This is a genomic window from Variovorax glacialis, from assembly GCF_051216375.1.
In the GTDB taxonomy this organism is placed as follows: Bacteria; Pseudomonadota; Gammaproteobacteria; order Burkholderiales; family Burkholderiaceae_C; genus Variovorax.
The window spans coordinates 178,821-201,797 of the sequence record NZ_JBPJZT010000010.1 but is presented as its reverse complement, the minus strand read 5'-3'; the positions used below and the strand labels follow the sequence as shown (position 1 = coordinate 201,797).

The window sequence follows — 22,977 nt, the reverse complement described above, 5'->3', positions numbered from 1 at the left end:
GGTGGTGTTGCCCGCGGTGTTGCCTGGGTAGTAGTACTGGTAGACGCCCACGTCCCAGTCGATCGGGCCGCCCTTGAATTTGTAGCCGCCGTAGAAGTCCATCTCGACGGAGTTGCCCGGCAGCCAGTTGACGCTGGAGTTCCAGTTGCCGACGTAGAAGCCGCTGTCGCCGAAGGCGTAGTCGATGCCGCCCTGGATGGCGGGCTTGAACCAGCTGGTCTTGGCGAAGCCGTTGTGCCCGATGGTGTCCTGGTCCTGACCGCGGAACTTGTAGTTCGTCGTGATCGAGACGTTGCCCGTGAGGTTCGGAGCCGGGGGCGTCGCGGCTGCGTCGGCAGTCTGCGCGCTCGCGAGCATCGGCAGGGCGGCCAGCGCGGCCGCGGCCAAGGGAAGAAAACGAGGTGATTTCATCGTTGAAGAATGCAAGTACGAAAGGGAAGCGCGAGCGTAGGTGCGCGGCCATAAAAGGCGCGTAAAAAGCACCGGTGCCCGCGTAAAGACTTCGTGCGGGCGGGGCACGCCCTTGCGTTTCAACGAACGAAGGCGTCCACCCCCTGCACGAGCCGCTTGGCCAGGCGGGCCTGCTTGAGCTGCGCCAGCCACCAGTCCAGCGCGCGTCCTTCCTGTTCGCCGCGCCAGGCGACGTACAGGATGTTGGGCTCTCGCGGATCGGCGGTCTGCATTTCGACCAGTTCGCCGCGCTCGAGCAGCGAGGCGATGCGCTGCCGCGGCAGCCAGCCGACGCCGAGGCCCTCGCGTTGCGCCAGGATCTTCGCGTGCATGGTCGGCACGGCCAGCGTCGCCTGTCCGCCCTGGATGCCGTAGGCGCTGCCTGCGGTGCCGCGCGACGTGTCCGCCACCACCACGGCGCGGTGGCTCACGATCTGGTCGCGGCCCAGCGGCTCCTTCGCCTTGGCGAGCGGATGCCGCGGCGATACGGCGAACGCCCACTCCATCACGCCGAGCTCGAACCAGCGCAGCCCCTGGATGGCGGGCGGCTCGTTGGTCGCGCCGACCACGATGTCGGCGCGGCCATCGCGCAACGCTTCCCAGGTGCCTCTCAGGACCTCGTGGGTCACGCGCAGCGGCACGCCGGACGCCAGGGCATCGAAGGCGGTGATGACGGGGAGCAGCGTCTCGAACTCGATCACTTCGTCGGTGACGATCCAGAGGCGATCTTCCCAGCCGCTCGCGACCTGGCGTACGCGCTGCGAGAGTCGCGACGAGTCCAGTGCCAGCCGCGCCGCCTCCTGCGCGAGGAGTTGGCCGGCAGGCGTCAGCTGCAGCCGGTAGCGGCGGCGGTCGAACAGGAGCGCGTCGAAGCGCTCTTCGAGCTGCCGGGCCGCATGGGAAACGGTCGAGGGCGCCTTGCCGAGCCGGGCGGCGGCGCGCGAGAGGCTGCCGCTTTCGCGGATGGCCTCCAGCAGCGCGAGTTCGTCATCTGACAGCATCCGGAAATCCTCGAACCAGTTCGCCGGGATGATGGCATGTCCGGCCAACATGTTCGATGCCTTCGCACATGTGCATCGCGAAGACGGCACGTCAATCGAGACTGAAAAGCGGACCATTCATGTCACGGTCTTTCACCGCAACCCAACCCAACTGGAGTCCACCATGAATCGCTTTCAAGACAAGACAGTCCTCGTTACCGGCGGCACGAGCGGCATCGGCCTGGCAACCGCCAAGGCCTTCGCCGCCGAAGGCGCGCGCGTCATCATCACCGGGCGCGACGCCGCCGCCCTCGAAAAGGCGCAGGCCGAGCTGGGCGCCCGCGCGCTGGCCATCCGCAACGATGCCGGCGCGCCCGGCTCGGCGAAGGAACTCGCCGCGGCCCTGTCCGGTCACGGCGTGAAGCTGAGCGCGGTTTTCCTCAATGCGGGCATCGCCAGGTTCGCCGGTCTGCCGGACGTGACCGAAGCCTTCTGGGACGAAGCCTTCAACATCAACGTCAAGGGCGTGTTCTTCCAGATCCAGGCGCTCACGCCTTTGCTGGACAAGGGTGCGTCCATCGTGATCAACGGTTCGATCAACGCGCACATCGGCATGCCGAATTCGTCGGTCTACGCGGCGAGCAAGGCGGCGGTCATCTCGCTGGCGAAGACGCTGTCGGCTGAACTGCTGCCGCGTGGCGCCCGCGTCAACGTGGTCAGCCCGGGCCCGGTGCACACGCCCCTTTACGGCAAGCTGGGCCTCGACGCGGCGACGCTGGAAAGCACCGCCGCGCAGATCCAGTCGCAAGTGCCGCTGGGCCGCTTCGGCACGCCAGAGGAAATCGCATCCACCGTCCTCCACCTGTCGGCACCGGAGTCGGCGTTCATCGTCGGCACCGAAATCATCGCCGACGGCGGCATGAGCCAGCTCTGATCCCGCAAGATGGTCGCGCGAGCCCGTGGCAAGATGGCCCCGTCATCTTCACTGCCCGGGCTATTCGCATGCTAGTCAATTGCGTCGTCTACGAGGACGGCACCAAGCTCGCCGACATTCCGGTGGCCCGGATCAGCGACTATGTCTCGCTGCCGGGCTGCTTCGTGTGGGTGGCGCTGCACGACGCGACACCTGAGGAACTGAACGAGGTGCAGGCGGAATTCGGACTGCACCCGCTGGCGGTCGAGGACGCCCAGCACGGGCACCAGCGACCCAAGGTCGAGGAGTACGAGGATTCGATCTTCGCCGTCATGCACCTGCTGGAGCCCGAGGGCTCGGAGACGTCGAGGCTGAACATCGGCGAGATCGATGTCTTCGTGGGCCACAACTACGTGGTGTCGGTGCGCAATCGCAGCGAGCACGGCTTCACCGAGGTTCGCGAGCGCTGCGAGCGCGAGCCCGCCCTGCTGAAGCATGGCCCGGGCTTCGTGCTCTATGCGCTGATGGACGCGGTGGTCGACCGCTACTTTCCGATCATCGATGCCTTTGAGGTCGAGATCGAGACCATCGAGCGGCGGATCTTCACCAAGGGCGCGGCGCGCGAGAGCATTAAGCGGCTGTACGACCTGAAGCAGCGCCTGACCGTGCTGAAGCACGCGGTCGCGCCGCTGCTCGAAGGCGCCGGCAAGCTGCACGGCGGCCGGGTGCCGCAGATCTGCATGGGGTCGCAGGAGTACTTCCGCGACGTGGTCGACCATCTTGGGCGCATCAATTCGTCCATCGATGCCATCCGGGACACGATCGGCACCGCGATCCAGGTCAATCTCTCGATGGTCACCATCGAGGACGGCGAAGTCACCAAGCGCCTCGCGGCCTGGGCAGCGATCTTCGCCGTGTGCACCGCGTTCGCGGGCATCTGGGGCATGAACTTCAAGCACATGCCCGAACTGGAATGGCGCTATGGCTACGTGGCCGCGCTGGCGCTCATCGTCGGCTTCTGCGGCTACCTGTACTACCGTTTCAGGCGCGCGGGCTGGGTCTGAGCCGATCCCTCGGCGAACAGGCTGGCAAGGTCGACTTCCTGCTCGGCCGAGGCACCGGCGATCACGCGCTGCTCCAATTCGTCGAGATGCTCCATCGCCGAATGCACGGCGCGATCGAGCGACGGGCCCATCAGGTCCTCGATGATCTGCTCATGCTCGCGCGGTGCGCAACTCGCCGCCTCCACCGTGTCGTAGAGCGCCTTGTAGAGCTCGGTGTTGGACACCAGGCGCTGGAGGTAGGAGAGCAGGTCCTCGCTGTCGGCCATCTGGGCGAGCAGGAGGTGGAACTCTCCCGCCAGCCGGATCGCGTCCTCGCGCCGGCCTTCCTTGAAGGCGCGCTGCTCGGCCTGGACGTGCTTGCGCAGCGTGGCCGTCTGGTCACGCGAAAGCTGGCCGAACAGCGTGGTGATCAGCCCCGCCTCGACGATGCGCCGCGCACGGTAGACGCCGCGCATGTCCTCGATCGACGGGTTGGGGACGAAGGCGCCGCGGTTGTGTTCGAGCACGAGCCGCTTCTCGGACCCGAGCCGCGCCAGCACCTTGCGGATGGCGCCGCGGGTGCAGCCCAGCGCTTCGGCGAGCGCCCGCTCCCTCAATGGCGTGCCGGGGCGGAGCTTGCCGCTCAGGAGGGCCTTCGACACCGCCGCGTAGACGCGCTCGTCGACGCTCGCGTCGGTGGCTGGTGCGTCGTCCGTCGCGTCGTCGGCCGGGGCGCCGGCGTTCCGGGGTGGGGCAGGTGCGGGAGTGCGGCGACGGACGGATGTGGGCATGAAGATCCGGGGAGGGGCGCCGGCAAGGGCCGGCGGTCACCGGAAATGTTAACCGTGACGCGGCGGCGCCTCAGCGCGGCGGGGCCGGCATGAAGGCCAGGCGGCCGTCCGGTGTCCGCCGGCACACGCCGTCGACGGACTCGCCGCGCGGGCCCTTGACCTGCACGGCGGCGCCGTCCTGCTGCCCTTCGCAGGCCTTCATGAATTCCGGCGGTGGCGGCCGTCCTTCGCGATGGTGCGGCGACGGGGGTGGTGGCGGTGGCGGTGGCGGCATGACACAGCCTTGAAGGGCGGCAAGTGCGAGAAGTGCGAGAAGTGCAAGGGGGGCAAGTACGCCCCGACCATGGGTTCGGTTCATCTGGAATCTCCTTGTTGCCCATGGTCGCGGCCGACTTCGGAGGAATGTGGGAGCGTCAGTCGCCAGGCTCTTCGAAGGCGAAGCCGACGCCATAGACAGAGCGGATCCAATCGTGCGCCGGTCCTGCCGCGGCGAGCTTGCGGCGCAGGTTCTTGATGTGGCTGTCGACCGCGCGCTCCGTGACATCGGCGTTGTCGTCATAGGCCAGGTCGAGCAGTTGCGAGCGCGGGAAGATGCGGCCCGGTTGTCGCGACAGCACCTGCAGCAGCCTGAATTCGAGGCGGGTCAGGTTGAGCGCCGCGCCGTCGAGCGTGGCGCGCCAGTGGAGGTCGTCCAGCAGGACCCGCTTCCGGACCGGCGGTGCGTCATTGCCTGCGAGGCTGCGCCGGAGCACGGCACGCACGCGTGCCACGACCTCGCGCGGCGAGAAAGGCTTGCACACATAGTCGTCGGCCCCCAGTTCGAGACCGAGCAGGCGGTCGACCTCCTCGATGCGCGCGGTGAGCAGGATGACCGGATGGGCCGTGTGCTGCCGGGCCTGCTGCAGCACCGAGAGGCCGTCCAGCCGCGGCAGCATGATGTCGAGCAGCGTGAGGTCGGGCGGGTCCGCGCGCATGCGTTCGAGCGCGCTCTCGCCGTCGGCCACGCGCTCCGTGTCGTAGCCGGCATGCCGCAGGTAGTCCACGAGCACCGTGGCGATGTCGTCTTCGTCGTCGACGACGAGGATGCGTGTCATGTCGGCGCCTCCAGCGGCAGCGTGACCCTCATGCGCAGTCCGCCGAGCGGCGAGGCGGCTGCCTCGATCGATCCGCCGTGGGCCTCGATGGTGGCGCGGCAGATCGCCAGCCCGAGTCCCGAACCGCCCAGCGCCCGGCTGCGCGAGGCCTCGCCCCGGAACAGGCGCTCGAAGAGGCGCTGCAGTTCGTCCGTTGGGACGCCCGGCGCGCTGTCGTCGAACTGCAGCACCAGCCGCGTCCCGCCTTCGATGTGTGCGCCGATCCGCAGGCGGCCGCCGGTGTCCGTGTACGAGAGCGTGTTCTCGATCAGGTTCAGGAAGACCTGGTGCAGCCGGCGCGCATCGCCCTGCAGCAACGGCTGATGCGCCGCTGCCAGCATGTCCAGCGAGGCGGCATCCAGTGTGATCCCGCGCTGCGCGAAGCGTTCGCGCGTGAGCGCCAGCGCTTCCTTCAGCATTGCCAGCGGAAACACCGGCGCGAAGGGTGGCGCCGCGTCGTCCTGTTCGCGCATGCTGCTGCGCAGGTCGTCGACCAGTTGTCCGAGCCGCATGACCTGCCGGTGCAGTCGAAGCGCGGTCTTGTCGTCGAAGCTGCGCACGCCGTCCTGCAGCGCTTCGATCTCGGCGCGCATCGCGGCCAGCGGCGTGCGCAATTCGTGGGCGACGTCGGCCAGCCAGGCGCGGCGCGAGGCCTCGATGTGGTCGAGGCGCTCGGCCATGTCGTTGAAGGTGCGGCCGAGCAGGGCGAGTTCATCCTGCCCGCGCACGTCGACGCGCGCGTCCAGGCGCCCTTGCGCGATGCGTTGCGCACCTTGCGTCAGCGCATCGATGGGGGCGAACCAGCGGCGCGCCAGCAGCCATGACAGAAGCAGCGCGATCGCGAGGCCCGCAACGCCGGTCCAGATGACGAAGCTCGACTGCCGGGCGACGAAGGCGCGGTCGGCATCGGTCTCCAGCCCCTGCAGCGGCGCGAGCACGAGGCTGCCGATCAGGTGCTCGCCATCGCGCAGCGGGAGACGGGCGGCGATCGACGGGTCGACCTTGGCCCCGACGACCCAGTTGCCTGCGGCATCGACGAGGCCCAGGCGCTGGTAGACCGAGTCCGGGTTGCCACGCGGATCGCCGGACGGGTCCGGCGGCGGGGGCGGCATGCGGCGCGGTGGGAGCAGATCCGGTGGCCGCGCGGCCGGTGGCCGGCCTGCGTCGCGAGGCGGCGGTCCGTCTTGCCAGGGCGGCGGGGGCCGGGCATCGCGCATCGGGCCGAAGCCGCCCATCTGCACCTGGTGCCACGCGCTTGGGTCGTTGCGCAGGGTGTCCCAGTTGCCTTTCTCCGCGTAGTGCTTCCTGAGCAGTTCGCCGAGCCAGTCCATGCGCCGGATCTCGATCTCGGCGACGTAGGGGCCGAGCCCCCGCTGCAATCCGAGGCGCGAGAAGCCCGCGAAGATCAGCAGCAGCGCCAGCAGCAGCACCGCCAGCGCAAGGAAGATCTTTCGGAAGAGCGTCAGGCGAGGCATGGTGGCGGCGGACGGGCGAGCCGCATTGTGCGGCATGCCTTCGGGGCCTTCGTGGCTAGGCGGCGATCGCGATGCTGATGTTCGCGCTGTAGCCGCTGTCGGCGTCGCCGCTGAAGTTCACCATTTCGAGCGAGGTGCCGTCGCTGAACACGTTGTCCGTCGCGAAGCTGATCGCGTTCAGGTTGGCCACGCTCTGCGAATAGCCTGCGGCGTTGGTGTAGATGGCGCGCAGCGTTTCGGTCGGGAAGGCGAGCTGCGTGGTCCTCACCGCGGTCGCCGACGACCTGGCGTTCGCGAGGCTCGGGTAGATCTCCAGGTGCATGTGCGGCATGCGCCCCGCGTAGCAGCCGGGCACGACGGTGGTGAATTTCACGGCGCCGTTCGCGTCCGTTTCCTGCACGCCGCGCAGGTGGTTGTCGCTCAGGCTCTGCGTGGTGTAGACCGAGTAGGTGCCTTCGCGCGTGCAGTGCCAGATATAGACCGCGTAGCCGGCGAGCGGCGCGCAGCTGGTCTTCGTGTTGGTGAGCGTGATGGTGATCGTCAAGGGTGCGCCGGCGACTTGCGCCGTGCCGCCGATGTTGGTCCGGATGTCCGAGCGGACGATGCCGTCGAGGGCGAGCACGTTGTAGGTGTTGTTGCTCGCGTTCGAACCGTCGGCGGGGTAGGGTCCCGCGGTTTCCTCGGGCACGACCTGGCAGGCGCTGCTGGTCGTGCTCGTGTCTGCGGCGGCGGTAGCTGTCGAGGTGGTGGCGGCCGTCGTCGGCGGCGTCGTGGTGCTGCTGGTCAGGATGGGCGCGAGCGTTGATGCGCTGCTGCCCGAACTCCCGCCGCCGCCGCCGCATCCACTGAACGCGAGCAGGCCCAGCGAGCCGAGTGCGCCCAGGACGTGGCGCCTGGCGCCGTCGGTCGGGGATGAACCCATTGCCATGTGAATTTCTCCTGCGCGGAATGCGTGATGCCTCGACTGTGCGTGGCGATCTGGGAGAAAACGTGTGGAAGGACTAGAGCGCCGGCGGTGTCCCGCCGCTGGAATGGTTGCCCTGCAGCGGGAGCCGCAGGGTGATGCCCAGGTGCCCAAGCGGGGACGGCGCTGCGTAGATGCGGCCCCGATGCTCGCCCACGATCTGCGTGCAGAGCGCGACGCTCGCGATCGAATCGCCGTCGCCGCGCGACCGCACGACGCGTGCGGATGCCGCGTCGAAGCCTCGCGCGAGACGCGGCTCGTCGGCGCCGGGTGCGCTGTCCATGAAATTGACGACGGCCTGCGCGCCGTCGACGCGGCCCAGCACATGCAGGGTGCTGCCGGCCTTCATGACGCGACATGCCAGTTCGACGATGTGGGCAAAGACTTCCTGCATCCCGGATCGGTCGAGGAGCACCGGCAGCGGCTCGGAAAACTTCAGCTCCAGCGCCATCCCGGCGTCATGGAGGCGGTCTCTCAGGGCGTCGGACATCTGGTGCAGGAGTTGCCGGATATCGGCCTGGCTGCACGACTGCGGAACGTAGGCGACCGGTTCCCGGCAGGGCGTGTCGGGCGCGCTGTCGCTGTGCTGCTTCAGGAGCCGCCAAAGCACCGACAGCAGCACGGTGACGAAGAGGGCGATGGCGATTCGGGCTGGATTCATGCAGGAAAGGGGTGGTTGCGATGGGCCGCATTAACCCCTGTCGGCGCCGCGCGCGCAACAGCGCCCGCGCACGGTGTCGGGCCTTCAAGATCTCTCCCAGATCCGGCCGCATTGCCTCGGGGTCCGGCCTGCGGCCTAGGTATTAACGCGAGATTGACGGCTTTGGTGGTCGACCATAACATCGTGTTTGGTTAACCAAAATGTGTTTTATGGGTTAACCATCAAATCCAACCCAACAGAGAGAGCGAGGTCTCGAATGAACCCCGTCAAATGGCTGGCCTTGTTGCCGGTGATTGCCTTTTTCAGCGGCGGATGGCTTTCCGCCCACGCGCCGACCTTCGTGCTGGGCCTGCCCTTCCTGATGGTCTGGAACGTGAGCTGGCTGGTCCTGACTTCGCTGATCATGGTCGTCATCGACCGCAGCGAGGGTGACCTCGACGCCGTGGACGCGGCCACAGGGGACGCACGATGAATGCCGCGTTGCTGATCATTGCCCTCTTCGTCGTCGGCGCGCTCGTGCTGGCCGTGCTGGCCCGCCGCGGGCGCAAGATGAGCCTCGAACAATGGGCGCTCGGCGGACGCGGACTCGGCGCGCTGATGGTGTTCCTGCTGATGGCGGGCGAGTCCTTTTCCACCTTCACCTTCCTCGGTGCGAGCGGCTGGTCGTACAGCAAGGGTGCGCCGGCCTTCTACATCCTGGCCTACGGCGGCCTCGCCTACCTGCTCGCGTTCTGGATGCTGCCGGCCATCTGGCGCTATGCGACGGCGCACAAGCTGGTGTCGTTCTCGGACTTCTTCGCGAGCAAGTACGACAGCCGGGCGCTGGGCGTACTGGTGTCCGTCGTGGCGCTCATGGGGATGGTGGCGCTGCTCACCATCCAGTTGCGCGGCCTCGGCATCATCGTTTCCGAAGCGTCGTACGGCACCATCGCGCCCCAGGTCTCGATCTGGATCGGCGCCATCGTGATGGTGGCGTACATCCTGGTGTCGGGCGTGCATGGCTCGGCGAGCATCGCGATCGTCAAGGACTTCATGATCCTCGCGCTGGCGATCTTCCTGGGCGTCTACCTGCCCCTGCACTACTACGGCGGCGTGACGCCGATGTTCACCGCCATCCACAGCGCGAATCCCGAGTTCTTCCAGTTTCCCAAGGAGGGGCTGAACCTCACCTGGTACAACTCGACGATCCTGCTCACCGCGCTGGGCTACTACCTGTACCCGTTCAACCTGACCTCGGTCTATGCCGCGAAGAGTGCGAGCGCGGTGCGTCGCAACACGATGCTGATGCCGCTCTATCAGATCGTCATCGCCTTCCTGTTCCTGGTCGGCTTCGCGGCCATCCTCAAGGTGCCGGGCCTCAAGGGCGCGGAAATCGATCTCGCGCTGTTCGGGCTGGCCAAGGCGACCTTCGATCCGTGGTTCGTCGGCATCATCGGCGGGACCGGCGTGCTCACCGCGCTGGTGCCCGGCGCCATGATCCTGCTCACGGCGTCGACGGTCATCGGCAAGAACGTCTACAAGGAAGGCTTTGCGCCGCGCGCTACCGACCGTCAGGTCTCGATGGTCGCGCGGGGTGTGCTGCCTGTGTTCGCGCTGGTGGCGGTGTACTTCGTGCTGCGCGGCGGCGGCACCATCGTCTCGGTCGCGATCTTCGCTTCGAGCCTGCTGACGCAGTTGCTCCCGTCGCTGCTGTTCAGCATCCTGCCGCGGCCCTTCGGGACCAAGCAGGCGGCGTTCGCGGGCATCCTCTCGGGCGGCGCGGTGCTGGGCTACGTGATGATCGCCGGCACCACGCTCGCCCAGATGTTCCCCGACGCACCGGCGGTCTTCAAATCGCTCAATATCGGACTGGTGGCGCTGGCGGCCAACGCGCTGGTCTTCACGCTCGTGACCGTGATCAGCCGCCGGTCGGTGGCGCAGCGTGTCGCAGCCGTGCCGGCCTGAGCCGACGCCCGACGCCATCCATCATCGAAGTCTTTCATGTCCCATTCTTCTTCGCTCCTCATTCGAAACGTCCGTCCCCTGGGCGGCGCCCCGGTCGACGTTCTGGTCCAGGACGGCCGCCTTGCCGCGCTCGGTGCTCCGCTGCAGCCGGCGGACGGCTGTGCGGTGGAGGACGGGCAGGGCGCGCTGCTCCTTCCCGGACTGGTCGAAGGCCACACGCACCTGGACAAGACGATGTGGGGCATGGACTGGTACCGCAACGAAGTCGGCACGCGGCTGATCGACAAGATCGACAACGAACGTGCCTTCCGCGAGGCAAGCCGGCATGACGCCGCCGCGCAGTCGCTGGCGCTGGCGAAGGCCTTTCTCGCGCTGGGCACCACGCGGCTGCGCACGCACGTGGACGTCGATACGCAGGCCGGGCTGCGCCATCTCGACGGCGTGAAGCGCACGCGCGAGACGCTGCGCGAAGTGCAGCAGATCCAAATCGTGGCCTTTCCCCAGTCGGGCCTGCTGCAGCGTCCGGGCACGGCGGAACTGCTCGACCAGGCGATGGCGCAGGGCGCGGACGTCCTCGGCGGGCTCGACCCTTGCGCGATCGATGGCGACCCGGTGCGCTCGCTGGACGCGCTCTTCGCCATTGCGGACCGACACGCCTGCCCCATCGACATCCACCTGCACGAGCCGGGCGCGATGGGCGCTTTCTCGCTCGAACTGATCCTGGAACGCGCAGCGGCGCTTGGCATGCACGGACGCGTCGCGATCAGCCACGGCTTCTGCCTGGGCGAGCTGCCCGAACGCGAGCGCGACGTGCTGCTCGCGCGCATGGCCAGGCTGGGCATGGTGCTGATCACCAGCGCACCGCCGTCGCGCATCGTGCCGCCGCTCATGGCCTGCCGGGAGGCCGGCGTGACGGTGCTGGGCGGCAACGACGGCATCCGCGACACCTGGTCGCCCTACGGCAATCCGGACATGCTGGAGCGTGCCATGCTCATCGGCCTGCGCTACAACCTGCGCCGCGACGACGAGCTCGAAGTGGCGCTCGACTGCGTCACGCACGCCGGCGCACGCGGCTGCGGCTTCGAGTCCTATGGGCTGGTGCCGGGCAGCCGGGCGGACCTGGTGCTGCTCGATGCACAGACGGTCGCCCATGCCGTGGTCGCGCGCCCGCCGCGGCGGCTCGTCGTGGCGGGTGGTCGCATCGTCGCGCGCAACGGCGTGCTGCTGCCGGACGCGGTGCCAGCGTGATTCGGACCGGCAGGGGCCGGCAGGGCGAGGGCGGCCTGGGTCTGGCACTCGTGATCGTGCTGGTGGCGCTCAATCTGCGCGCCTTTCTCACTTCGACCAGTCCGCTGCTCGACGACATCCACAGCGCCACGGGCCTGGGCTTCCATGGGGCGTCGATGCTCACCGTGCTCCCCATGCTGGCGATGGGCGCGATGTCGCTGATCGGCGTCGCGGTGGGCCAGCGGCTCGGGCATCGGGCGAGCATCCTCGCGGGCCTGGCGACCATCGCGCTGGCTTGCGCAAGCCGCTTCGTCGCGCATGACGTGCTGCTGCTGATGGGCACCGCCGCGCTGGCGGGCATCGGTGTGGGACTGGTGCAGGCGCTGATGCCGGCCGTCATCAAGGGTGCCTATCCGATGCGGATGGGCATGGCGATGGGCCTTTATTCGGCCGCGCTCATGGGCGGCGGTGGGCTGGGTGCCATGGGCAGTCCGTGGCTTGCGCGGCTCAGCGACGACTGGCAGGCAGGGCTGGCGATATGGGCGCTGCCCGCGGTCCTCGCGGCGCTCGCATGGTCGCGCGTGGCGCGCACGGACCCGGCGGGCGTTCGCGACACGCGCACGGATGCGCCCTGGCTTCGCTGCTTCGGCAACCGGCGTGCTTGGTTGCTGGCAACGTACTTCGGCCTGATCAACGGCGGCTACACCAGCGTGGTCGCGTGGCTTCCTCATTTCTACGCGCAGCAAGGCTGGAGTACCGAGCGGGCCGGTTCCATGCTGGCGCTGATGACCGCAGCGCAACTGATCGCTGCGCTGGCGATGCCTGCCATGGCGCGCGGCCGGCGGGATCTCCGGCCCTGGCTCGTCCTGACCTTGCTGACCCAACTCGCAGGCTTTGCAGGGCTGCTGCTCGACGCGCAGCCGGCCGTGGCCGTCGTGGTTCTGCTGGGGCTTGGGCTGGGCGGGGCCTTCTCCCTTTGCATGGTGCTGGCGCTCGACCACTTGCCCGATCCGTCGCAAGCGGGCACCCTTGCCGCATTCATGCAGGGGCTGGGCTTCATGATCGCGGCGCTGGCGCCCTTCGTCACCGGATGGGTGCGCGAGCACAGTGACGGCTTCGGCTCGGCGTGGGCCTACCTGGCCGCCATCGTCGTGTTGTTGCTGCCGTTGACCTTGCGTCTGGGGCCGCGCGGCTATGCACGGGCGACGGCGGGCCTTTTCGGCCCGCGGAAGTACGGGACATTGACAACGAACGGACGGGTGCCGGGCACGCCGGCCGTCATCGAATGAACGAGTAGGAAGGAACGACGATGTACCAGGAAGAATTCATGCAGCGCGCCATCGCGCTGTCGGCCCAGGCGCTGGACACGCCGGGCACGGAGCCCTTCGGCGCCGTGGTCGTCAAGGACGGCCGGGTCGTCGGCGAAGGCTTCAATCATTCCGTGGCCCATTTCGACCCCACGTCGCATGGCGAGGTCGAGGCCATTCGGGATGCCTGCCGTAACTTGAAGAGCGTCGACCTGGGCGGCTGCGACCTCTACACGTCATGCGAGCCTTGCGCACTGTGCGTGGCCGCGATGCGGATCGCGGGCATCGGCAAGCTCTACTACGCCGCGTCGCTCGCGCAGTCCGGCGAGGCCTTTGCGGGAGTGCCTGTAGAGGCGCGTCACCCCATCGATGTGGAAGAACTGCGGGCCGAGGCGGGTGCACCGCTCGCCGCGCGCGCCATGCCTTCGGAGCAGAAACTCGATCGCGCCGCGGTCGAGGCGCTGGAAGCCTGGGCCGCGGTCCGGCGCGCCTAGCGCGACAACCCGCGGGTCCCGTTTCAGGCGCTCGGGCTCAGGCGGCCTGTGCCGAGGTCTGCGCCTCGGACAGCGCGAGGCGGTAGATCACCGCGCCGATCACCGCGCCGAGCAGCGGGGCGGCCCAGAACATCCACAGTTGGTCCATCGCCCACTGCGGTGCGAACAGCGCCGGACCCGTGCTGCGCGCAGGGTTCACGGACGTGTTGGTCACGGGAATCGAGACCAGGTGGATCAGCGTGAGGCACAGGCCGATGGTCAGGCCCGCGAAGGCGCTCGATGCGCGTTTGGCTGTGGCGCCGAGGATCACGACCAGGAAGAACGCGGTCATCACGACTTCGGAGACCAGCGCGGCGGCCATGCTGTACTGCCCGGGCGAATGCGCTCCGAAGCCGTTGGAGGCGAAGCCGCCGAGGTCGACGCCGGGCTTGCCCGAGGCGATGAAGTAGAGGACGCCGGCGGCGACGCATGCCCCCGCCACCTGCGCCACGATGTAGCCCGGCAGCTTGCCGAGCGGCATGCGCCCGGCAACCACCAGGCCCAGGGAAACCGCCGGATTGAAGTGACCGCCGGAGACGGGCCCGAACGCATAGGCGCCGGTGACGACGGTCAGCCCGAAGGCGAGCGAGACACCGAGTAGGCCGATGCCCAGTTCGGGAAAGGCGGCGGCGAGCACGGCGCTGCCGCAGCCACCGAAGGTGAGCCAGAAGGTACCGAGGAATTCGGCCGACCAGATCTTGAAGTTGCTGTGTTGCATGGGAGCTTTCAGGTTCAGTTGCAGGTTGGAAAGGGTTGGGAGGCAGGGGAAAGGGCGGTTCGCGGGCGGGTTCTGGCGCGTGTCAACTGATAGCCGGCGTGAGGATAGGTCTCGAGAATCCAGCCATGCAAGCCGCGCAAATTGAGAGAGGAACGCACGTCCTTGATGACCGAGCCGATGTTGTCGATGCGGTAGAGGATGTGTCCGCGCTCGCCGGAGGGCAGCATCTGGCGGAGGGCTGCGCGCGTCACCCTCTGGTCGGCGTTGAAGAACAGTTCGAGGGCCACGTCGAACGCGACGGGATCCAGTCGCGTTTCGCGTCTTTCGAACGTGACGATGCGTGTGGCCGGATCGAAGGAATAGCTGTCCCACTCCAGAAGCGGGTGCGAGGTTTCGAATCCGTTGGCGTGGAGGAAGGAGAGGATCAGGCCGTACAGGTCGCTGAAGAAGCGCGCGGAGACGATGTCCGGACTGCCGGGTGCCAGGGCTGGCTGCAATCGCGCGCTGAGCATCGGCACATGCGGGCCAACCACGTTGCGGACGCCGGAGAGGACGGGGATCCCCTTGTCGTCCTTGTCGGGCAGGTCACCGAGCAGGAGCAGATCGAGGGTCCTCGCGCCGGCGCCCATTGCGCTGAGTTCGTCAAGGCTCGTGAACACGAGCGGCGCATAGCGCTGCGAGCGCAGCGCGCGACGCATGTATTCGCGTGCCCTGAACGAGTAGGCGAGGACGCCCGCGCGCCGGGAGGCGGCAAAACGAGACATTGACGGGTTCCCTGATGCGCCGCGCCTGCACGCGCACGACATGACGTGTTGTTCAAATGATTGGGTCGCAAACAATGACAAAAGCCGTCAATTGACGGCTTTCGGATTGCGTGACAGCGGCCGGAAAGTTTAGGGTCCGGCTTGCTTTGAGTGGGCTGAGTCGGGTTGTGAAATCTCTTGAAATCCATCAGAGATCTCCCGATGGAGAAGGTGAGAATCTTCGAAGGTCATTGCGGCCGTGAAATCATGGGCGCCTCTCAAACACCAAACCAAGAGGAGCCCATTCATGACAGGCAAGCCGTCGAAAGTCCCCGGACCGCGCGGATGTGATCGAGTGAGGCCCTCATGAAGATCGCGGTGATGGGCGCCGGTGCGGTTGGCTGCTACTACGGCGGCATGCTGGCGCGTGCCGGCCATGCGGTGACGCTGATCGGGAGGCCGCAGCACGTCGAGGCGGTCCGGCGCGATGGCCTGCTGCTCGACACGCAGACCTTCAAGGCGCATGTGCCGATGCACGCCAGCACCGACCCCGACGCGGTGGAGGGCGCGGAACTCGTGTTCTTCTGCGTCAAGTCCACCGACACCGAGAGTGCAGGCATGGAGATACGGCCTCATCTCCTGCCGGATGCGCTGCTGATCACGCTGCAGAACGGCGTCGACAACGCCGAGCGGTTGCAGGCGCTCGTGCCGCAGGAGGTCGCTGCCGCGGTGGTCTACGTGGCGACCGAGATGGCGGGCCCCGGCCACGTCAAGCACAACGGACGCGGCGAACTGGTCATCGCGCCCTCGAAATCGAGCGAGCGTGTCGCCGCGATGCTCGCTGCAGCGGACGTGCCGACGCAGGTTTCCGACAACGTCATCGGATCGCTGTGGGCCAAGCTGATCCTGAACTGCGCCTACAACGCGCTGTCGGCCATTTCCCAGCTCCCCTATGGCCGCCTGGTGCAGGGCGTGGGCGTCGACGCCGTGATACGCGACGTGGTGATGGAGTGCCTCGCGGTCGCCGAAGCGGCGGGCGTCACGGTGCCCGGCGACACGTGGCAGGCGGTGGAACGCATCGCGCAGACTATGCCCGCGCAGTTTTCATCGACGGCGCAGGATCTGGCGCGCGGCAAGCGCAGCGAGATCGACCACCTCAACGGCTACGTCATGCGCAAGGGCGAGGCCTTGGGTGTGCCGACGCCGGTCAATCGCACGCTCTTCACCCTGGTCAAGCTGATCGAAGACCGCCAGGCGCACGCCGCTGCGCAGTGATCCGCCCGGCGTCGCGTCTTCAATCGGCTCGCGGATCCGGCACGTACCAGCGGGTGGCGATCAGTTCGGGCTCCTCGTGTGCCTGCAAGCGATCCCAGTGCCGGTCGGCGTCTTCCACGAAGAGGTCTCGCGCGATCGCCTGCGCGAGACGGGTGGCGCCGATGGCCAGTCCGGGAATGTCCCCCGCGAGTGCGCCGTGGCTCATCGTGGCACCCCAGTTGAAAAGGCGCATGCGCGCCAGCGCCGCTGCCTGCGGGCCGCCCGGATCCGTGCTGCGCAACTCGAAGCCCGCGCCAAGGCAGGGAAAGCGCGCCGGCTCCGGGTGATGTTCCGCTTCGGTCGGCGACACATGGTTGGCCCAGGTGTCAATGTGCGCGGTGTAGGGCGCGATCTCGGGCCGGTCGAGTAGGTCGACATCGAAGCCGGTGCCGAAGATCACGGCATCGAAACGCTCGCTGCCGCCGTTGGGCAGGGCGACGCTCACGCCGTCCTCGTCGGGCGCGACGTCCTCCCACGGGGTGCCCAGTCGCAGTTCGAAGGCGTCGTGCGCGTCGCAGCGACGCACGGTTTCCCAGGGCGGCGGCACCTGCTCGTCGAAGATGTAGGTGTAGACGCGCCACTTGCGCGCATCGTCGAGCCCTTCGAAGCCCCGCAGGAAACCGTGGCTCGACGCGGCCTTGCTCTTGTTGACCTGCGGCAGTTGCGTCCGGCGCGCGAACAGCGTGACCTTCGCGGCGCCCGCTTCGAGCGCGCAGGCCGCGTTGTCGAAGGCCGAGGCGCCGGCGCCGAGCACGGCGATGCGCTGGCCTTCCCAGGCCGCGAAGTCGATCGGATCGGCGGAATGGAACACGCGGCCGCCTGCGAGCGGGTCGCCGCGGCGCAGCGAGGGAAAGGCCGGCCAGCGCGGCGCGCCGCTGCCGTCGCGGCCCAGCGCCAGCACGAGCTGGCGTGCGCGCACGGTCTCGCGCCGGCCTTGGGCATCCTCGATGTCGATCAGCAGCACGGCACCATCGCCGGCGTGCGACACCGAGCGCAGCGACACGCCGTTTTCCACCGGCAATCCGACCGTGTCGCGCACCCATAGCAGGTAGTCGCGCCAATCGACGCGCCCGATCTTGTGCAGCGCCTCCCAGCCCGGCGTGCCTGCGCTGGCGCTTTCGCGGCCCTCGCCGTGCTGGGCCTCGTACCAGGCGCGGAAGCTCAATGACGGCACACCCAGCTCCGGGCCGCCCACATGCTTGGGGCTGCGCAAGGTCAGCATGCGCGCATAGGTGCCCCAGGGCCCTTCCTCGCCGCGGGCGGCGCGGTCGATCACCCGGATGTTCGTGATGCCTTCGCGGCGCAGGGCATAGGCAGCGGTCTGGCCGCACATGCCGGCGCCGGCGACCAGCACGTCCAGCACGGGCGCGTCGGCGGTCGACGATTCGGCGGGAAGCACCCAGGCGGGCGGCGGAACATTGATGCGTTCGAGGTCGGCACGCGCCTGCATCGCCAGGCGTTCAAGCGCCGCCGTGTCGCGCGGGCTTGCGATGAATTGAAGGGGCACCGGGGGCAGTTCGCCGGGCACGTCGGGAAGGGAATCGTGGGAAGCCATCGCCTGAAGATAATCCAGAACATGATCGCTCTCGACTGCTACTACAGCCTCTCTTCGCCCTGGGCCTACCTCGGCGGTCCGCAATTGCAGGACATCGTGCGCCGCCACCATGTGCAGCTCACGCTCAAGCCCTACGACTTCCAGGCGGTGGTCCCGCAGACCGGGGGGATTCCGCTCAAGACCCGGCCGGAGCCGCGCCGCACCTATCACGCGCTCGAACTCGCGCGCTGGCGTGATCACCTCGGCATGGCGCTCAACCTCGAACCGGCCCACTACCCGAAGGGCGCGGCCAGCGATCCGAACTGGAACAAGTACCCCGGCTGGATGGTGATCGCGGCGCAGTTGCAGGGGCTCGACGCGCTTCCGCTCTCGCATGCGCTGCTGCGCGCGCTGTGGGCGGAGGAGCGCGACACCTCCGACGCGGCGGTGCGCATCGCCGTGGCGGACGAGAACGGCTACGACGGCCCCGCACTGCAGGCGCTGGAGCAGATGCCCGAGACGCAGGCCATCTATCGCGCGAACAGCGCCGAGGCGGTGGAAAAGGGCGTGTTCGGCGCGCCGACCTTCATCCTCGACGGCGAGCGCTTCTGGGGCCAGGACCGCCTGCCCTTCCTCGACCGTGCGCTGGACAAGCTCAGGGCCACGCGCGGCGCATAGCGCGTTGGGCGCAGCGGATAATCCCGCGATGCGAATCCGCTTCACCAAGATGCAAGGCGCCGGCAACGACTTCGTCGTGCTGGACGAAACCCGCGGCACGCTCGGCCTCGACGCCGCGCAGTACCGCTTCCTGGCCGACCGCCATTTCGGCGTGGGCGCCGACCAGATCCTCACCGTGCGGCCTTCGCCGGGCGAGGGCATCGATTTCCAGTACGTCATCCACAACGCCGACGGCGGCGAGGTCGAGCAGTGCGGCAACGGCGCGCGCTGCTTCATGCGCTTCGTGCGCGAGCAGGGCCTGACACCCAAGGACACCGTGCGTGTGCAGACGCTTTCCGGCGTGATCGAGCCGCGCATGGGGGCCGACGGCCGGGTGACGGTCGACATGGGCGCACCCGTCTTCGAACCGGCCCGCGTGCCGTTCGACACCGCCGGGCTCGATCCGCAACCCGAAGGGACGTGGGAGAAGTGGCACCTGGCCATGGGCACCCGCGCCGGCACCGCCATCGTGTCGGTGGCCGTGCTGTCGATGGGCAATCCGCATGCGGTGCAGATCGTCGACGACATCGACACCGCGCCGGTCGAGACCCAGGGGCCGCTCATCGAGCACCATCCCCGCTTTCCGCAGCGGGTCAACGCCGGCTTCATGCAGGTGGTCGACCGCACGCACGTGCGCCTGCGCGTGTTCGAGCGCGGCGCCGGCGAAACGCTGGCCTGCGGCACGGGCGCCTGCGCGGCCGTGGTCGCGGGCATCCGGCTCGGCCTGCTCGACCCGCGGGTCGACGTCCAGACGCGCGGCGGCCTCCTCACCATCGAATGGGCCGGCGACGGCGCGCCGGTGCTGATGACGGGCCCCGCCGTCACCGTGTTCGAAGGCGACATCGAGGTGCCGGACCAGCCATGAATCATTACAACCAGAACGCCATGAACCCCATCACCGAAGACGATATCGCCAACTACCTGTCGAACACGCCCGACTTCTTCGAGCGCCATGCGCAGTTGCTGGCGCAGGTGCAGCTCACCAGCCCGCACGGCAATCGCGCCGTGAGCTTGCAGGAGCGCCAGGCCGAGATGCTGCGCGAAAAGATCAAGGCGCTGGAGCACCGCGTGATGGACATGGTGCGCCACGGCACCGAGAACGTGGTCACGGCCGATCGCCTGCAACGCTGGACGCGCGGCCTGTTGACGGCGCGCGATCCGCGTTCCCTGCCGACGCAGATCGCCTCCCAACTGCAGACGCTGTTCCTCGTCCCGCAGACGGCGATCAAGGTCTGGGATTGCGACAGCAGCTATCTCGACGAGTCCTATGCCCAGTGGGTGAGCGACGACGTGAAGACCCTGGCCACCTCGCTGACCGCGCCCTATTGCGGCCTGAACGCCGGCTTCGAGGCCGCCAACTGGCTGCCCGAGCCGCACGCGGCCGTGTCGATCGCGCTGATCCCGCTGCGGGCCGAGACCGACGCGCCGGCTTTCGGCCTGCTGGTGCTGGCATCGCCCGATGCGCAGCGATTCAATCCCGAAATGGGCACCGATTTCCTGGAGCGCATCGCCGAACTCGCGTCGGGCGCTCTCTCTCGGTTGCGGTCTTGAGCCCTGTAATCCGGCGCTCGGTGATTGGCGCGCTGCTGATCCTGCTGCTGGGTTACGCGGCCATCCACATCACGATCTGGCGACATGGGTTGCGTCTGCTGGCGCATCCGCCGGAGCGCAACGCCGATGCGGCCCTGGTCCTCGGCAACCGCGCGTACCGCGACGGGAAGCCCAATCCCTGCCTGACGGGGCGCGTCGACACGGGCATCGCGCTCGCGAATGCGGGGCGCGTGCAGCGCCTGATACTGAGCGGAGGCGCCGACTGGGAAGACGGCCGCATCGAGGCCGAAGTGATGGAGCGGCACGCGCGGATGTCCGGCTATACGGGGCCGTTGATGCTGGAGCCTGTGTCATCGTCGACGCGCGAAAACCTCGCGATGTCGAGCACCTTGCTGAAGGCCGCGAGGGTGAAGAGCGTGATCATCGTGACGGAGCCCTATCACCTCTGGCGGACCGAACGCCTGGCGCGCGCATCCGGGTTCGATCGGGCCTTTGACGTGCAATACGCCGCGGCGCCCACCTCGTGCTGGCAGCGTTGGGGCATGGCCTTCAAGGGCGCGTTGCGCGAGCCGCTGGCGATCGTCAAGAATGAAATTTTTTAACTCCCCCAGGCTTGCCCACTTCGTGTGGCCGCCTACCCCCTCGCCGGGGGCAATACCGGCGGACCGGCGGAGCCGGATCCGCGGTATTTCTGGAAGGGAATGGTGATGGCTGATCCGGCGTTGATCGAGCGGTATCTGGAGCATGTCCGGGTGGAGCGGCGGCTGGCGGCGCGTACGGTCGAGCTCTACTCCATTCATTTGAAGACGCTGGCTGAGAAGGCGGCGGGTGGGGGCCTCGCGCTGGACAAGGTGCAAACGGCGCATGTCCGCCGCTGGATGGCGCAAATGCACAGTGCCGGACGCGAGTCGCGGGGCATCTCGCTGGTGCTGTCGTGCTGGCGCAGCTTCTACCGCTGGCTCGGCAACGAGGGGCTGGTGGTGTCGAATCCGGTGCAGGACGTCCATGCGCCGAAGGCGGGGCGGCCATTGCCGAAGGCGCTGGCGGTCGATGAGGCCGTGCAACTCGCGGACCTGCACGACGCCGAGGCCGATCCCTGGGCGGAGGCGCGGGATCGCGCGATCGTCGAACTGCTCTATGGCTGCGGCCTGCGGGTCGGCGAACTGACGGGGCTGGACGCGCGCGCCAGCGGCACAGCGCGGGGCTGGGTCGACCTGGATGTCGGCGAGGCCCATGTGCTGGGCAAGGGAAGCAAGCGCCGCATTGTTCCGCTCGGCGCCAAGGCGGCGGAGGCCCTTCGGGCATGGCTGGCGGTGCGGGACGACTGTCCGGCGCTGAAAGCCGCGCTGCTGCGCGACCCGTCGGGTGCGGTGGCGCTCTTCATCGGTCGCAACGGCACGCGTTTCTCGGCGCATTCGGTCTGGACCCAACTGCGTCGGCGCAGCCTGAAGGCGGGTTTGGCGGCGCCCGTGCATCCGCACATGTTGCGCCACTCGTTCGCGAGCCATGTGCTGCAATCCAGCAGCGACCTGCGTGCGGTGCAGGAACTGCTGGGCCACGCCAACATCTCGACGACCCAGGTCTACACAAGGCTGGATTTCCAGCACCTCGCGAAGGCCTATGACGCGGCGCATCCGCGCGCGCAGGCCCGCGACGAGGCGCCGCCGATCGGCGACACCGTCCGCAAGAACAAGGGCAAGACCCCATGAAGCAACTCCGACTCCGGCCCGGCAAGGAGCGCTCACTGTTGCGGCGTCACCCGTGGGTCTTCGAATCCGCGATCGCCAAGGGCGGCGGCGACGCGGGCGAAACGGTGCGCATCGAGTCCGACGAGGGCAAGTTCCTGGCGTGGGCTGCGTTCAGTCCGCATTCCAAGATCCGCGCCCGGGCGTGGAGCTTCGACGAGAAGCAGCGCATCGACGCCGCATTCCTGGCGGAGCGGGTCGCGAGAGCCGTCCAGGCACGCACACTGTTCGACCTTCGAAGCGACGGGGTCCGCCTCGTCCACGGGGAGGCCGACGGCCTGCCGGGCCTGATCGTCGACCGCTACGGCGACACGCTGGTGGCGCAGTTTCTCTCCGCCGGCGTCGAGCGCTGGAAGGCCGTGCTGGCCGATGCGCTGCTGGCGGCGACCGGACTCGACAAGCTCTATGAGCGGTCCGATGCCAGCGGCCGGGAGCGCGAGGGGCTGAAGCCCGTGACAGGCTGGCTGCGCGGCACCGGGCCGACCGACATCACCATCCGGGAGCACGACTGGCGGCTTTCGCTGGATGTCGCGACAGGCCACAAGACCGGCTTCTACCTGGACCAGCGCGACAGCCGCCAGCGGTTTGCTGAACTCGCCGCGCACCGCCGCTTCCGGCGCGTGCTGAACTGCTTCTGCTACACGGGTGGCTTCACCGTGGCCGCGCTGGCCGGCTTGAAAGCTGCGGATGCGGTGGAGGGGGCCGAGTTGATCTCCATCGATTCATCCCAGCCCGCGTTGGAGCGGGCGCGTGCCCATGTGGCGCTCAACGGCTTCGAAGGGGCGCGCGCGGAGTTCCTCGACGCCGACGTCAATGCCACGCTGCGCCGCTTCGTCGAGGAGGGCCGCGCTTTCGACGCCATCGTGCTCGACCCGCCGAAGTTCGCCCCGACGGTGGCGCACGCGGAGCGCGCCGCGCGGGCCTACAAGGATCTCAATCGGCAGGCCTTCAAGTTGCTTGCACCGGGTGGGCATCTGCTGACCTTCTCGTGCTCCGGCGGCATCGGCGCCGACCTGTTCCACAAGATCGTGGCCTCCGCCGGCATCGACGCGGGGGTCGACGGCTACATCACCGAACGGCTCGGCGCGGCGCCCGACCATCCCATGACGATCGAGTTTCCCGAGGGCGAATACTTGAAAGGCCTCGTCGTGGTGCGCAAGTAGCGTTTGACCTTGCTGAAGCGTGCCCGCGGCGCCGAGGCTAGACTTTCCGCCCTTTCCCCGTTTCCTGATCT

At 68.2% G+C, this 22,977-nt stretch carries 25 protein-coding genes; 14 read left to right on the top strand and 11 right to left on the bottom strand.

What is annotated here, in order from left to right:
• Together ACSFBL_RS25040 and ACSFBL_RS25035 are read right to left on the bottom strand one after the other, a co-directional pair.
• Nucleotides 1-411, bottom strand: a 411-nt coding sequence (locus ACSFBL_RS25040) for a TorF family putative porin (RefSeq protein WP_435518513.1), incomplete at its 3' end; no start/stop codon positions are given.
• A 119-nt stretch (nucleotides 412-530) separates the two neighbouring features.
• Nucleotides 531-1,451: a LysR family transcriptional regulator gene (locus tag ACSFBL_RS25035; protein WP_435518521.1), complete on the bottom strand. Its 921-nt coding sequence runs from the start codon at nucleotides 1,449-1,451 to the stop codon at nucleotides 531-533.
• A 163-nt stretch (nucleotides 1,452-1,614) separates the two neighbouring features.
• On the opposite strand from ACSFBL_RS25035, the gene ACSFBL_RS25030 reads away from it, so the two are divergent.
• Both ACSFBL_RS25030 and corA read left to right on the top strand, forming a co-directional pair.
• The gene (locus ACSFBL_RS25030) at nucleotides 1,615-2,364 is read left to right on the top strand and encodes an SDR family oxidoreductase (protein ID WP_435518512.1); all 750 of its coding nucleotides are present in this window, start codon (nucleotides 1,615-1,617) and stop codon (nucleotides 2,362-2,364) included.
• A gap of 68 nt (nucleotides 2,365-2,432) precedes the next feature.
• Entirely contained in the window at nucleotides 2,433-3,407 is a 975-nt protein-coding gene (corA, locus tag ACSFBL_RS25025; protein WP_435518511.1) for a magnesium/cobalt transporter CorA, read from the top strand.
• Here corA and ACSFBL_RS25020 read toward each other — a convergent pair.
• The 6 genes from ACSFBL_RS25020 to ACSFBL_RS24995 form a co-directional block, all read right to left on the bottom strand.
• Entirely contained in the window at nucleotides 3,377-4,177 is an 801-nt protein-coding gene (locus ACSFBL_RS25020; RefSeq protein WP_435518510.1) for a GntR family transcriptional regulator, read from the bottom strand. The two genes, corA and ACSFBL_RS25020, sit on opposite strands and share 31 nt — an antisense overlap.
• 70 nt (nucleotides 4,178-4,247) lie before the next feature.
• Nucleotides 4,248-4,535 carry a hypothetical protein gene (locus tag ACSFBL_RS25015; RefSeq protein ID WP_435518509.1) on the bottom strand — a complete coding sequence of 96 codons (288 nt, stop codon included), beginning with the start codon at nucleotides 4,533-4,535 and terminating at the stop codon, nucleotides 4,248-4,250.
• Between the two features lie 55 nt (nucleotides 4,536-4,590).
• Entirely contained in the window at nucleotides 4,591-5,271 is a 681-nt protein-coding gene (locus ACSFBL_RS25010) for a response regulator (protein ID WP_435518508.1), read from the bottom strand.
• On the bottom strand, nucleotides 5,268-6,785 hold the full coding sequence (locus ACSFBL_RS25005) for an ATP-binding protein (protein ID WP_435518520.1): 1,518 nt from the start codon (nucleotides 6,783-6,785) through the stop codon (nucleotides 5,268-5,270). The genes ACSFBL_RS25010 and ACSFBL_RS25005 overlap by 4 nt, the downstream gene beginning before the upstream one ends.
• A 55-nt stretch (nucleotides 6,786-6,840) precedes the next feature.
• Nucleotides 6,841-7,713, bottom strand: a complete 873-nt coding sequence (locus ACSFBL_RS25000) for a dioxygenase family protein (protein WP_435518507.1) — start codon at nucleotides 7,711-7,713, stop codon at nucleotides 6,841-6,843.
• Between the two features lie 73 nt (nucleotides 7,714-7,786).
• A complete protein-coding gene (locus ACSFBL_RS24995; RefSeq protein WP_435518506.1) occupies nucleotides 7,787-8,410 on the bottom strand; it encodes a sensor histidine kinase in 624 nt (207 codons plus the stop codon).
• Between the two features lie 256 nt (nucleotides 8,411-8,666).
• Here ACSFBL_RS24995 and ACSFBL_RS24990 point away from each other — a divergent pair, with 256 nt between their 5' ends.
• Genes ACSFBL_RS24990 through ACSFBL_RS24970 form a run of 5 tightly spaced genes read left to right on the top strand, consistent with a single transcriptional unit; the run spans nucleotide 8,667 to nucleotide 13,382 of the window.
• Nucleotides 8,667-8,882 (top strand): DUF3311 domain-containing protein, encoded by a 216-nt coding sequence (locus ACSFBL_RS24990; RefSeq protein WP_435518505.1) that lies wholly within the window; start codon nucleotides 8,667-8,669, stop codon nucleotides 8,880-8,882.
• Complete coding sequence (locus ACSFBL_RS24985) at nucleotides 8,879-10,354, top strand: sodium:solute symporter family protein (RefSeq protein WP_435518504.1); 1,476 nt, start codon at nucleotides 8,879-8,881, stop codon at nucleotides 10,352-10,354. Before ACSFBL_RS24990 ends, ACSFBL_RS24985 begins: the two co-directional genes overlap by 4 nt.
• Before the next feature lie 36 nt (nucleotides 10,355-10,390).
• Nucleotides 10,391-11,602, top strand: a complete 1,212-nt coding sequence (locus ACSFBL_RS24980; RefSeq protein WP_435518503.1) for an amidohydrolase family protein — start codon at nucleotides 10,391-10,393, stop codon at nucleotides 11,600-11,602.
• Nucleotides 11,599-12,870 (top strand): cyanate transporter, encoded by a 1,272-nt coding sequence (locus ACSFBL_RS24975; protein WP_435518502.1) that lies wholly within the window; start codon nucleotides 11,599-11,601, stop codon nucleotides 12,868-12,870. Before ACSFBL_RS24980 ends, ACSFBL_RS24975 begins: the two co-directional genes overlap by 4 nt.
• 20 nt (nucleotides 12,871-12,890) lie before the next feature.
• Complete coding sequence (locus tag ACSFBL_RS24970; RefSeq protein WP_435518501.1) at nucleotides 12,891-13,382, top strand: nucleoside deaminase; 492 nt, start codon at nucleotides 12,891-12,893, stop codon at nucleotides 13,380-13,382.
• A gap of 37 nt (nucleotides 13,383-13,419) precedes the next feature.
• On the opposite strand, the gene aqpZ is transcribed toward ACSFBL_RS24970, so the two are convergent.
• The gene (aqpZ, locus tag ACSFBL_RS24965; protein ID WP_435518500.1) at nucleotides 13,420-14,139 is read right to left on the bottom strand and encodes an aquaporin Z; all 720 of its coding nucleotides are present in this window, start codon (nucleotides 14,137-14,139) and stop codon (nucleotides 13,420-13,422) included.
• Between the two features lie 14 nt (nucleotides 14,140-14,153).
• Nucleotides 14,154-14,837: a hypothetical protein gene (locus ACSFBL_RS24960; protein ID WP_435518499.1), complete on the bottom strand. Its 684-nt coding sequence runs from the start codon at nucleotides 14,835-14,837 to the stop codon at nucleotides 14,154-14,156.
• Between the two features lie 411 nt (nucleotides 14,838-15,248).
• Between ACSFBL_RS24960 and ACSFBL_RS24955 the strand changes: the two genes are divergently transcribed.
• Nucleotides 15,249-16,157 carry a ketopantoate reductase family protein gene (locus ACSFBL_RS24955; protein WP_435518498.1) on the top strand — a complete coding sequence of 303 codons (909 nt, stop codon included), beginning with the start codon at nucleotides 15,249-15,251 and terminating at the stop codon, nucleotides 16,155-16,157.
• A 19-nt stretch (nucleotides 16,158-16,176) separates the two neighbouring features.
• Here the strand turns inward: ACSFBL_RS24955 and ACSFBL_RS24950 are convergent, their stop codons facing one another.
• Nucleotides 16,177-17,751 carry a SidA/IucD/PvdA family monooxygenase gene (locus ACSFBL_RS24950; protein WP_435518497.1) on the bottom strand — a complete coding sequence of 525 codons (1,575 nt, stop codon included), beginning with the start codon at nucleotides 17,749-17,751 and terminating at the stop codon, nucleotides 16,177-16,179.
• Between the two features lie 21 nt (nucleotides 17,752-17,772).
• Between ACSFBL_RS24950 and ACSFBL_RS24945 the strand changes: the two genes are divergently transcribed.
• The 6 genes from ACSFBL_RS24945 to ACSFBL_RS24920 all read left to right on the top strand — a co-directional run bounded on the left by ACSFBL_RS24945 (nucleotide 17,773) and on the right by ACSFBL_RS24920 (nucleotide 22,906).
• Complete coding sequence (locus ACSFBL_RS24945; RefSeq protein ID WP_435518496.1) at nucleotides 17,773-18,408, top strand: 2-hydroxychromene-2-carboxylate isomerase; 636 nt, start codon at nucleotides 17,773-17,775, stop codon at nucleotides 18,406-18,408.
• 28 nt (nucleotides 18,409-18,436) lie between these two features.
• Nucleotides 18,437-19,312, top strand: coding sequence for a diaminopimelate epimerase (dapF, locus tag ACSFBL_RS24940; RefSeq protein ID WP_435518495.1), 876 nt, complete (start codon nucleotides 18,437-18,439; stop codon nucleotides 19,310-19,312).
• A complete protein-coding gene (locus tag ACSFBL_RS24935; protein WP_435518494.1) occupies nucleotides 19,309-19,998 on the top strand; it encodes a DUF484 family protein in 690 nt (229 codons plus the stop codon). Before dapF ends, ACSFBL_RS24935 begins: the two co-directional genes overlap by 4 nt.
• The gene (locus ACSFBL_RS24930) at nucleotides 19,995-20,600 is read left to right on the top strand and encodes a YdcF family protein (RefSeq protein ID WP_435518493.1); all 606 of its coding nucleotides are present in this window, start codon (nucleotides 19,995-19,997) and stop codon (nucleotides 20,598-20,600) included. Before ACSFBL_RS24935 ends, ACSFBL_RS24930 begins: the two co-directional genes overlap by 4 nt.
• 99 nt (nucleotides 20,601-20,699) lie before the next feature.
• Entirely contained in the window at nucleotides 20,700-21,707 is a 1,008-nt protein-coding gene (locus tag ACSFBL_RS24925; protein ID WP_435518519.1) for a tyrosine recombinase XerC, read from the top strand.
• Complete coding sequence (locus ACSFBL_RS24920; RefSeq protein ID WP_435518492.1) at nucleotides 21,704-22,906, top strand: class I SAM-dependent rRNA methyltransferase; 1,203 nt, start codon at nucleotides 21,704-21,706, stop codon at nucleotides 22,904-22,906. Before ACSFBL_RS24925 ends, ACSFBL_RS24920 begins: the two co-directional genes overlap by 4 nt.
• Nucleotides 22,907-22,977: the final 71 nt, after the last annotated feature.

Excerpts from the sequence above, each read along its gene's own strand:
- ACSFBL_RS25035 (WP_435518521.1), bottom strand. The coding sequence starts at position 1,451 with ATGCTGTCAGATGACGAACTCGCGCTGCTGGAGGCCATCCGCGAAAGC.
- ACSFBL_RS25030 (WP_435518512.1), top strand. The coding sequence starts at position 1,615 with ATGAATCGCTTTCAAGACAAGACAGTCCTCGTTACCGGCGGCACGAGC.
- corA (WP_435518511.1), top strand. The coding sequence starts at position 2,433 with ATGCTAGTCAATTGCGTCGTCTACGAGGACGGCACCAAGCTCGCCGAC.
- ACSFBL_RS25020 (WP_435518510.1), bottom strand. The coding sequence starts at position 4,177 with ATGCCCACATCCGTCCGTCGCCGCACTCCCGCACCTGCCCCACCCCGG.
- ACSFBL_RS25015 (WP_435518509.1), bottom strand. The coding sequence starts at position 4,535 with ATGAACCGAACCCATGGTCGGGGCGTACTTGCCCCCCTTGCACTTCTC.
- ACSFBL_RS25010 (WP_435518508.1), bottom strand. The coding sequence starts at position 5,271 with ATGACACGCATCCTCGTCGTCGACGACGAAGACGACATCGCCACGGTG.
- ACSFBL_RS25005 (WP_435518520.1), bottom strand. The coding sequence starts at position 6,785 with ATGCCTCGCCTGACGCTCTTCCGAAAGATCTTCCTTGCGCTGGCGGTG.
- ACSFBL_RS25000 (WP_435518507.1), bottom strand. The coding sequence starts at position 7,713 with ATGGCAATGGGTTCATCCCCGACCGACGGCGCCAGGCGCCACGTCCTG.
- ACSFBL_RS24995 (WP_435518506.1), bottom strand. The coding sequence starts at position 8,410 with ATGAATCCAGCCCGAATCGCCATCGCCCTCTTCGTCACCGTGCTGCTG.
- ACSFBL_RS24990 (WP_435518505.1), top strand. The coding sequence starts at position 8,667 with ATGAACCCCGTCAAATGGCTGGCCTTGTTGCCGGTGATTGCCTTTTTC.
- ACSFBL_RS24985 (WP_435518504.1), top strand. The coding sequence starts at position 8,879 with ATGAATGCCGCGTTGCTGATCATTGCCCTCTTCGTCGTCGGCGCGCTC.
- ACSFBL_RS24980 (WP_435518503.1), top strand. The coding sequence starts at position 10,391 with ATGTCCCATTCTTCTTCGCTCCTCATTCGAAACGTCCGTCCCCTGGGC.
- ACSFBL_RS24970 (WP_435518501.1), top strand. The coding sequence starts at position 12,891 with ATGTACCAGGAAGAATTCATGCAGCGCGCCATCGCGCTGTCGGCCCAG.
- aqpZ (WP_435518500.1), bottom strand. The coding sequence starts at position 14,139 with ATGCAACACAGCAACTTCAAGATCTGGTCGGCCGAATTCCTCGGTACC.
- ACSFBL_RS24960 (WP_435518499.1), bottom strand. The coding sequence starts at position 14,837 with ATGCGTCGCGCGCTGCGCTCGCAGCGCTATGCGCCGCTCGTGTTCACG.
- ACSFBL_RS24955 (WP_435518498.1), top strand. The coding sequence starts at position 15,249 with ATGAAGATCGCGGTGATGGGCGCCGGTGCGGTTGGCTGCTACTACGGC.
- ACSFBL_RS24950 (WP_435518497.1), bottom strand. The coding sequence starts at position 17,751 with ATGGCTTCCCACGATTCCCTTCCCGACGTGCCCGGCGAACTGCCCCCG.
- ACSFBL_RS24945 (WP_435518496.1), top strand. The coding sequence starts at position 17,773 with ATGATCGCTCTCGACTGCTACTACAGCCTCTCTTCGCCCTGGGCCTAC.
- dapF (WP_435518495.1), top strand. The coding sequence starts at position 18,437 with ATGCGAATCCGCTTCACCAAGATGCAAGGCGCCGGCAACGACTTCGTC.
- ACSFBL_RS24935 (WP_435518494.1), top strand. The coding sequence starts at position 19,309 with ATGAATCATTACAACCAGAACGCCATGAACCCCATCACCGAAGACGAT.
- ACSFBL_RS24925 (WP_435518519.1), top strand. The coding sequence starts at position 20,700 with ATGGTGATGGCTGATCCGGCGTTGATCGAGCGGTATCTGGAGCATGTC.
- ACSFBL_RS24920 (WP_435518492.1), top strand. The coding sequence starts at position 21,704 with ATGAAGCAACTCCGACTCCGGCCCGGCAAGGAGCGCTCACTGTTGCGG.